The sequence below is a fragment of the Streptomyces sp. NPDC047982 genome (genome assembly GCF_043204165.1).
Lineage (GTDB): Bacteria > Actinomycetota > Actinomycetes > Streptomycetales > Streptomycetaceae > Streptomyces.
On sequence record NZ_JBIDBS010000055.1, the window covers coordinates 2,062 to 3,410 of the forward strand.

The window sequence follows — 1,349 nt, forward strand, 5'->3', positions numbered from 1 at the left end:
CGTCCTGGTGGTGGTGTGTGACGGGTGGCTGGTCGTTGTTTGAGAACTGCACAGTGGACGCGAGCATCTGTGGCCAAGTTTTTAAGGGCGCACGGTGGATGCCTTGGCACCAGGAACCGATGAAGGACGTGGGAGGCCGCGATAGGCCCCGGGGAGCTGTCAACCGAGCTTTGATCCGGGGGTGTCCGAATGGGGAAACCCGGCAGTCGTCATGGGCTGTCACCCGCTGCTGAACACATAGGCAGTGTGGAGGGAACGAGGGGAAGTGAAACATCTCAGTACCCTCAGGAAGAGAAAACAACCGTGATTCCGGGAGTAGTGGCGAGCGAAACTGGATGAGGCCAAACCTGTGACGTGTGATACCCGGCAGGGGTTGCGTCGTGGGGGTTGTGGGTTCTTTCTTCTGCGGTCTGCCGGCCGTGGGACGAGTGAGAAACCGTTGATGTAGGCGAAGGACATGCGAAAGGTCCGGCGTAGAGGGTAAGACCCCCGTAGCTGAAACGTTAGCGGCTCGTTTGGAAGATACCCAAGTAGCACGGGGCCCGAGAAATCCCGTGTGAATCTGGCGGGACCACCCGCTAAGCCTAAATATTCCCTGGTGACCGATAGCGGATAGTACCGTGAGGGAATGGTGAAAAGTACCGCGGGAGCGGAGTGAAATAGTACCTGAAACCGTGTGCCTACAAGCCGTGGGAGCGTCGCATGCAGGGCTTTGGTCTTGTGTGTCGTGACTGCGTGCCTTTTGAAGAATGAGCCTGCGAGTTTGCGGTGTGTTGCGAGGTTAACCCGTGTGGGGAAGCCGTAGCGAAAGCGAGTCCGAATAGGGCGGTTGAGTAGCACGCTCAAGACCCGAAGCGGAGTGATCTAGCCATGGGCAGGTTGAAGCGGAGGTAAGACTTCGTGGAGGACCGAACCCACCAGGGTTGAAAACCTGGGGGATGACCTGTGGTTAGGGGTGAAAGGCCAATCAAACTCCGTGATAGCTGGTTCTCCCCGAAATGCATTTAGGTGCAGCGTCGTGTGTTTCTTGCCGGAGGTAGAGCACTGGATAGGCGATGGGCCCTACCGGGTTACTGACCTTAGCCAAACTCCGAATGCCGGTAAGTGAGAGCGCGGCAGTGAGACTGTGGGGGATAAGCTCCATGGTCGAGAGGGAAACAGCCCAGAGCATCGACTAAGGCCCCTAAGCGTACGCTAAGTGGGAAAGGATGTGGAGTCGCAGAGACAACCAGGAGGTTGGCTTAGAAGCAGCCATCCTTGAAAGAGTGCGTAATAGCTCACTGGTCAAGTGATTCCGCGCCGACAATGTAGCGGGGCTCAAGCGTACCGCCGAAGTCGTGTCAATCCAG

At 57.3% G+C, this 1,349-nt stretch carries 1 rRNA gene; it reads left to right on the plus strand.

Annotated features, from left to right (window positions below):
* Nucleotides 1-71: 71 nt before the first annotated feature.
* Nucleotides 72-1,349, plus strand: a 23S ribosomal RNA gene (locus ACGF2V_RS31020); the annotation flags it as partial.